The sequence below is a fragment of the Komagataeibacter xylinus NBRC 15237 genome (assembly GCF_001571345.1).
Classification (GTDB): Bacteria; Pseudomonadota; Alphaproteobacteria; order Acetobacterales; family Acetobacteraceae; genus Komagataeibacter; species Komagataeibacter xylinus.
This window is the reverse complement of sequence record NZ_BCTP01000087.1, coordinates 1-6,360: the sequence shown is the minus strand read 5'-3', so window position 1 is coordinate 6,360 and position 6,360 is coordinate 1. Positions and strand designations below refer to the sequence as shown.

General features: G+C 52.1%; 9 protein-coding genes and 1 pseudogene. 9 read left to right on the top strand and 1 reads right to left on the bottom strand.

Going from position 1 to position 6,360, the window contains the following annotated elements:
* The coding region (locus tag GXY01S_RS18670; RefSeq protein ID WP_169797770.1) for a hypothetical protein at positions 1-559 on the top strand (559 nt) is incomplete at its 5' end.
* Positions 560-590: 31 nt separating this feature from the next.
* On the opposite strand, the gene mobQ is transcribed toward GXY01S_RS18670, so the two are convergent.
* Positions 591-1,916, bottom strand: coding sequence for a MobQ family relaxase (gene mobQ / locus GXY01S_RS16180; RefSeq protein WP_082770953.1), 1,326 nt, complete (start codon positions 1,914-1,916; stop codon positions 591-593).
* A gap of 160 nt (positions 1,917-2,076) precedes the next feature.
* On the opposite strand from mobQ, the gene GXY01S_RS16175 reads away from it, so the two are divergent.
* From GXY01S_RS16175 to GXY01S_RS18400, 8 genes and pseudogenes are all read left to right on the top strand, one after another.
* The gene (locus GXY01S_RS16175) at positions 2,077-2,406 is read left to right on the top strand and encodes a hypothetical protein (RefSeq protein WP_061276784.1); all 330 of its coding nucleotides are present in this window, start codon (positions 2,077-2,079) and stop codon (positions 2,404-2,406) included.
* Between the two features lie 3 nt (positions 2,407-2,409).
* A complete protein-coding gene (locus GXY01S_RS16170; RefSeq protein ID WP_051672094.1) occupies positions 2,410-2,958 on the top strand; it encodes a hypothetical protein in 549 nt (182 codons plus the stop codon).
* A 17-nt stretch (positions 2,959-2,975) separates the two neighbouring features.
* Positions 2,976-3,248 (top strand): HigA family addiction module antitoxin, encoded by a 273-nt coding sequence (locus tag GXY01S_RS16165; protein WP_082770952.1) that lies wholly within the window; start codon positions 2,976-2,978, stop codon positions 3,246-3,248.
* Between the two features lie 213 nt (positions 3,249-3,461).
* Positions 3,462-3,656: a type II toxin-antitoxin system RelB family antitoxin gene (gene relB / locus GXY01S_RS16160; RefSeq protein ID WP_019092406.1), complete on the top strand. Its 195-nt coding sequence runs from the start codon at positions 3,462-3,464 to the stop codon at positions 3,654-3,656.
* Entirely contained in the window at positions 3,656-3,934 is a 279-nt protein-coding gene (locus tag GXY01S_RS17675) for a type II toxin-antitoxin system RelE/ParE family toxin (protein ID WP_081500435.1), read from the top strand. The genes relB and GXY01S_RS17675 overlap by 1 nt, the downstream gene beginning before the upstream one ends.
* Before the next feature lie 121 nt (positions 3,935-4,055).
* A complete protein-coding gene (locus GXY01S_RS16155) occupies positions 4,056-4,433 on the top strand; it encodes a hypothetical protein (protein WP_061276783.1) in 378 nt (125 codons plus the stop codon).
* Positions 4,434-5,332: 899 nt separating this feature from the next.
* Positions 5,333-5,713, top strand: a complete 381-nt coding sequence (locus GXY01S_RS16150; RefSeq protein WP_255210487.1) for a helix-turn-helix domain-containing protein — start codon at positions 5,333-5,335, stop codon at positions 5,711-5,713.
* Between the two features lie 83 nt (positions 5,714-5,796).
* A pseudogene (locus GXY01S_RS18400) lies at positions 5,797-6,360 on the top strand (hypothetical protein); the annotation flags it as partial.

Sequence of the window (6,360 nt, the reverse complement as noted above, 5' to 3'; positions counted from 1 at the left end):
CCCCCACGACAGAAAATACATTAGATTTGGTTCAGAATTATCATATAAGGTATATAGAATATTACAAAATAGCGGAAATACACATGCCGCGAATGATTATATTTCTATTTTTAAAGATGGATCTAATAAAATAAAAGATAAAATAATTCAATCTAGCTTAATAAAAAATCCAGATGAAAAAATAACTTTTATAAATACGTATAAAAAAAGTGTATTTATTTATGATGTAGAAAAAGATAAATTATTGCACTGTGATTTGCCATCTAAACTAAATCCTCTTGCGATTTTCCCAAAGTTTGAAATAATTGGGGATTATTGTTTATTTTTTATTGAAGTTTCATCTGTAAAAATTTTCTTAGGTGTATCATCTGATGGGTATATACGGTCCACATACGATCAAAAAACAAGAGGAATCTATCATTATTTATCAATAAAATCCCTAAATAGTGGTGGATTTTCTATTGAATATAATGGAAATTTTCTTTGTGCTGAAGGGCGTGGAAATTTATGCTTCAATAGAACGCATGTCAAAGAATGGGAAACATTTACATTCCAATAAATATTTATGAGAAGTTATTAATTTATAGAAATCAGAACGGTTTGAACCCCGATCCACCGTCACTAGGATCAGGGTCCGTGTCCCGGTCCCTCGACCGGGACGGCCCCCCCCGGCCACGTCCTCGGCCTCTCATGCGCATGCCTGGCCCATCGGACCGCCTCTGCCGTTCCTGCGCCTCGTATCGCTCCAGTCCGGTCCTGACGGCCTTTTCCTCGGCCTCCAGATCCTCCAGCCCCATACGATGCAACTTGGCATCCACAGCACGGGCGAGAGGATCTGTCGGGTAAAATCTGGCGAACAGGTCCGCCCTCTTTTCCGGCGCTTCACGAATGAGCTGCGCCAGCCTGCTCTCGATCCGCCGCTTCTGCTCCTCCTGCCGCTTCAAAACCTTCCTGCGGACTTCTGCGGCCCGCTCCTGTTGCTCCTCGGCCTGTCGTCGTTGCTCCGCCTCACGCTGGCGCAGCATCTCGGCATATCTGGCTTCGGTCTCCTGTTCAGCCCGGCGACTGCGGCCAAAGGCCCGCACAAGTGAGCTGGCAGCGGCTTTCTTGGCAGCACGAACCTTCTGGATGACGCCTGCCAGTTCCTGGGCCAGCTCACGCACGCGCTCATTCAGGCCGCGCCTGCGCCGGTTCTCCTGCGCCTTGAACGTCCGGGGCTGGTAATCCTCCCCTTTCCGTTCGGCCTTGGCCTGATGCTTCCGCTCGATGGTCACACTGGTCGGCCCGAGATGCAGGGTCGGCATCTTCTCGACCCCCTGCCGCTCGTAACTGCGATGATCGACACGGGCAGGCTTGTTGTGGCGTTCGAGCGCCTCATTGCATTGCATGGCCCACAGCTCACGCAGGCTCTCGATCTCTGGCCCGCCCGTCTTGGCGGCATCCAGTATGCGGGTCTTTTTGCCTAGACCGTCCGGCTCGACCTCGCGGGTCGTGGTGAGGATATGCGCGTGATGATTCCGCTCGTCTCCCTCGCGGCTGGGAGCATGCAGGGCAACATCTGCCGCCACAGCATAACGCTCGACCAAAGCCCCAGCAAAAGCCCGCGCCAGATCAGATCGCTCCGTGGCGTCCAGTTCGGCAGGAAGGGCCAGGACATATTCACGGGCTGTAACCGAATTGGAGCGCTTCTCGGTCTGCTCTGCCGTGTTCCACAAACGCGAACGGTCCAGCGCCCAATCACACGCGGTCGGGGCCATGATGAATGAGCCATCAACGCCTGACCGTCTTGTGTAGTCGTGATGGCGTCCATCCCGTTCGTTGGTCAACTTGTCACCTGTCCGATAAGCCGCAGCGGCAACGGCACTCCTGCCGGTGCTCCGCGATACGGTTTTGATGGATAGGTGAAAGATCGCCACGGGACACGCTCTCCACGAAAGGGGTTTCAAGGGGCTTGCCCCTGACGCACGCAAACTCGCAGAGTTTGCATAAGTGCGCCCTTAATACCTAATCGGCATTAAGGGTTGAGGTCAACAGCTATTCATGATATACTAACAAGTATAGGGGGAAACTGTAGTCATGTCAGATACAGTCCAGAACAAGAAGTCAGCAAAAGTTCTCGCGGCGGAAGAACGTCTCGAGCAGGCAAAGCGTGCCTTACGTGATGCCAAACAGGCAGAGAACAGGCAGCAGAGAAAAATTGCTGACAGGCAAAAGATAATTCTCGGCGCGACGTTGCTCAATCTTGCCGAACGGGATGAGCGGTTCTCGCGGGTCATTGATGAACTGTTAAAGCGTCTAACGCGGGAACAAGATGTGAAAGCTTTCCGGGATCATGGATTTGCCACGCCCCGCCCTACGAACGACCAGAATCCCGCCACAGAAGATGGCGTCCATACGGGGGCATAATCCATGAATGACTCTGGTGATGATGATGACGATTTTGCTTTGCAGGAGTTGGAAAAGCTCCGGAAGACAATCATCAAGTCACAGGAGGCTTATTCCAGAATAACCGACACGATCCCTGAACACGTCCAGTTCCTAGAAAGGTCGGCACACGAGATAAAAAAATCTGCGGGTGAGGTGAAAGCAAGCTGCAAGGCCGTAACTGGATACATCAGTGGGGATCGAAAGGCCCTGATCTGGACATGCAGCACCTCGGCCCTGCTTCTTGTTTTCGTCGCGGCCTTCCTTGGATACACCTTCGGGCATCGGGGTGGGTATGCGGAAGGGTTGGCCGAAGTTCAGCAACAGGCCAAGGCACGAAGCGCCCTGGCTGAATGGGCGGCATCTTCCCCATCCGGCGCGCTCGCCTATCAGATGGACCAGACCGGAGAGGTACAGGCATTCGGTCGGTGCCAGATCGAGGGGTATCATGTCGTCCAGAAGAATGGCGGACACTGGTGCACCCCGATGAAAGACACCGGCGGGGGGCCTGAATGGTCGCTCCCATCGTCATAACTTCACGTCAGGAGTGAATGATGCCACGGGATATAAACCATTGCCCCACCCATCCCGGTGAATTGCTGCGGATGGACGTCTTTCCTGCCAGTGGCATGAATGCGCCAGAAATCGCACAGGCGCTCGGCATATCCTGCCAGAGCCTCGATGAACTGCTGGCCGCACGAAAGCCTGTCACACCCGATCTGGCAGAGCGGCTGGGCCAACTGCTAGGAAATGGCCCCGGCCTCTGGATCAGAATGCAGGCGGCTCATGACGACTGGCGGGCCAGTCACAACAATGCGCCCTGAAACTGTTTTGCTTGCGCGGAGCGGAGGAACGCCATTCCCACTGTCGGACAAGTCAGACAAAGTGTCAGACATGACAGACAAACGTTCCCGGTGTTTCCTGAATTTTCCGTCTGATAACGGTTTCTTCCTGCGGGACACTAAGCACAAAAAAACCGGCATCAAACCTAATTTTCTGGTATTATACCGCGTCACGTCACCCACGACAGGAGCCGCATGATGAGCGAAGCACTCTCCCCCATCGTCTCCGAGTTCGAGACGGCCAAACAGGAAACTGAATACACTGCATGGCTTCAAGCTAAGATTGCAGCCAGTCTGGCCGACCCGCGCCCACCAATCCCACACGATGAGGTTATGGCCGAGATGGAAAGCATCATCCGGACCGCCGAACAGCGCCGCCGTTCTGCCTGATGCTACCAATCGCCTGGCGTGATACCGCCCGTACCGATTTACGTCAGATTATCACAGATATAGCCGCCGAAAATCCACCAGCAGCTCGACGACTAAAAATCAGACTGGAAGCGGTCGTCCAGCCGTTATCCGAACATCCCTATCTCTATCGCACCAGCGAAAGAGCGGCTGGCTTGCGCGAAATCGTGGCGCATCCAAATTACATCGTTCTCTATCGGGTGACCGCAACGAGCGTTGAGATCGTCAATGTGGTCCATGCACGCCGCCAGTTCCCCTAGAACGGGGTCCGTATCCCAGCCCCCTCGACCTCTCACACGCATAGCCCACACTGTTTCGCTTGTGCCGGGCAGATAAACACCATCACACTCCCTGTCAGACAAGTCAGACAAGGAGTCAGACATGACAGACGACCCCAAGCCGTGGTCAATCCGTGGCGTTCATCCAGAAGTGCGGAATGCCGCCCTGTCGGCAGCTAGGCGGGAAGGTCTCACGATTGGCGATTGGCTGGACAGGGCCATTCGCTCCCACATAAAAAGTGGCAGAAAACAGGGAGAAAACCTGTCTGACACACCTGTCAGACAGGCGACAGACTTGTCTGACGCGGAACGTCTGGTCAGCATGATCGCCCAACTGTCTGCAGCAGGTGCTCCCATTCCCAAATCGGTGGCTGCGAAAGCCTATGCGCTCATACGGGACGGCCTGAAGGATGCCCAGCAGCAAAAAAAGGTCGGGAGTCTCGAACATCAAGGAGCGCTGACCGCGCCTGAAGGCCCGTAAAAGCCCGTACAGGCCCCTTCATGCCATCACGCATACAAAACCCATTCAAATGATCCTATGGCGCCTTCTACGGCCTTCTGACGCGCTGTAGCTGCGTAATGAGCCGACGGCTTCGCCAACCACTCCCCTTCCTGAGCAGATCAGCAGTGCCAACGAACGACAGCCGACAGGCTCCGGGTGAGTGCGGAGCAGGAACCGCGTAGCGCGCGAAGCGCCGGAGCTGGCCGACACAACGTCGTTTTTGCCGCTCGCGCGCGTACACTCCCGGCGTGGTACATCCAGCCCGTGGAAATGTGGATTGCCCTTCGGGCCGCGTTCCGCCCGTGGACAGGGCATGGACAGCCCGTGGACAGCCCTACGGCCTGTCCACCGCCTGCCCACACCTCTGCCCACCGGCTCCACGCTCAATCCACATTCCCACCGGCACACCCAACATCATCAAGTGGAATTTTTAATTTTTAGGGAAAGGAAAGCAGTCCGTTCAGGCGTCATCCCCTATCGTCAAAACACACGAAAACGAACCCCCATTAGATCATTAGAAGGAGCGTTTTTTTTCTCTTTTGTTTTCAATGACTTGGTGGGGGGGGGTAGTGCATGAGCTATGCACTACCCCCCGTGCACCAGCTATGCACTACCCCTAGTGCATTTTTGCGTTGTTTTCACGCATGTTTGCGGCGAAGATGAGCTTGGTTTTCAAGCATGGGTGCGGAATGTCTAAGCAAGATTTGTCCTCGCAGCGGCAGTCAGGAACATGGGTTCAGACTGAACGGGCGGCCCATGAAGCATGGGCCGCCCTCCTTCGAGATTCACCACGGGCAGCAGAGCTTTTGCACCTACTCGTGGCCAGAGTAGGACCACACAACGCGGTCGTAATCAGCCAACAGACACTGGCAAAGCTCATGGGCCGATCGATTGATACGGTGAAACGAGCATTAAGCGTCCTCAAAGCCGGCCTCTGGCTTGAGGTCCGTCAGATTGGCGACCGAGGCACAGTCAACGCCTACGTGCTGAATGATCGGGTCGTATGGTCAGGCCCGCGCGATGGCATCCGTCACAGCCTATTTTCGGCCTCTGTGGTGATCTCGGCCGACGAACAGCCAGACAAGGCCATGCTGGGAAAACAGCCGCCTCTCCGCCAGTTGCCAGCGCTCTATCCGGGCGAACGCCAGCTCCCGACAGGCCCTGGTATGCCGCCCCCATCTCAACCATCGCTGGATGGAATGGAGCCAGACATACCAGCCCGCCAAATGAACATTGAAAAAAATATTGAACCACACTAAAGGAAGTGAATTATCATGGTTTTTATGGAAAAAACACTATAAAATAATATATGTATTTATTTTTAAATAGGAATTAAAGTATTATGGAAGATAAACTGAAAACAATATACGAAGATGACGATATAATTGTTATTTATCGTGAAGGCAATGGAGATCTATTAATAACTTTTTCAGACTTAGTGCACCTTTCCAAAGGACAACGGTTTTTTGCTGACACTCCTGCAAGGAAAATGAACTATCCATGCATCGGGTTCGTAGCTAAAAAACCAAATTGGTATCCAAAGAATAGTATTATTAGATCATTAAATTTAATAAACCCAATAATTTCATTATATGATACGCGTATAATATATGGCGGTTCTATGGGAGGTTATGCTGCCATAAAATATTCAGGATATCTTTGTGCCTCTATTGTTATAGCTCTATGCCCTCAATATTCTATTGACAAAAAAGAATGTAATGGGTTTGACCCAGGATGGAATCATTATTTTACAGAAGATATGCTGGGAATGGGAATTAAAAAAGAAGATACTTCTGGGTCAATATTTATATTTTCAGATCATCATGATAAAAAAGATTTTTTACACTCTATTATGATTCAACAAATTTGTGAAAATATTACATTAATAAATGTTGCAAACGTTGGG

What these genes read in the sequence shown, in the direction of transcription:
- GXY01S_RS16175 (WP_061276784.1), top strand. Translation starts at nt 2,077, where the DNA reads ATGTCAGATACAGTCCAGAACAAGAAGTCAGCAAAAGTTCTCGCGGCG.
- GXY01S_RS16170 (WP_051672094.1), top strand. Translation starts at nt 2,410, where the DNA reads ATGAATGACTCTGGTGATGATGATGACGATTTTGCTTTGCAGGAGTTG.
- GXY01S_RS16165 (WP_082770952.1), top strand. Translation starts at nt 2,976, where the DNA reads ATGATGCCACGGGATATAAACCATTGCCCCACCCATCCCGGTGAATTG.
- relB (WP_019092406.1), top strand. Translation starts at nt 3,462, where the DNA reads ATGATGAGCGAAGCACTCTCCCCCATCGTCTCCGAGTTCGAGACGGCC.
- GXY01S_RS17675 (WP_081500435.1), top strand. Translation starts at nt 3,656, where the DNA reads ATGCTACCAATCGCCTGGCGTGATACCGCCCGTACCGATTTACGTCAG.
- GXY01S_RS16155 (WP_061276783.1), top strand. Translation starts at nt 4,056, where the DNA reads ATGACAGACGACCCCAAGCCGTGGTCAATCCGTGGCGTTCATCCAGAA.
- GXY01S_RS16150 (WP_255210487.1), top strand. Translation starts at nt 5,333, where the DNA reads ATGGGCCGATCGATTGATACGGTGAAACGAGCATTAAGCGTCCTCAAA.